The organism is Achromobacter sp. GbtcB20, assembly GCF_019091095.1.
GTDB classification, from domain to species: Bacteria; Pseudomonadota; Gammaproteobacteria; order Burkholderiales; family Burkholderiaceae_B; genus Achromobacter; species Achromobacter mucicolens.
This window is the reverse complement of record NZ_JAGXJZ010000966.1, coordinates 1-230: the sequence shown is the minus strand read 5'-3', so window position 1 is coordinate 230 and position 230 is coordinate 1. Positions and strand designations below refer to the sequence as shown.

1 pseudogene is annotated in these 230 nt (G+C 67.4%); it reads right to left on the bottom strand.

Features of this window, described 5'->3' with window-relative positions:
* Positions 1–230: pseudogene (locus tag KVT32_RS31855) on the bottom strand (TonB-dependent siderophore receptor); the annotation flags it as partial.

Below are 230 nucleotides of genomic sequence, written 5' to 3'. Positions count from 1 at the left end.
TGGGAGCCGTAATCGACGAACTGCTTCCTTACGCGGAACAGGCCGGACAGACGATAGGACCACACGCCAGCCCCATCGATGGGGCCGCCGATGTCCGCGGAAATCTGCCGGCGGACGAAGCTGCCGCCGTCCACATTGATTTCACCCATCGATTCGCCGGGCGGGCGCTTGGTCCCGGTGTTGACGATGCCGCCCGGCGCCGCGGCGCCGTACAGCACCGATGACGGGCC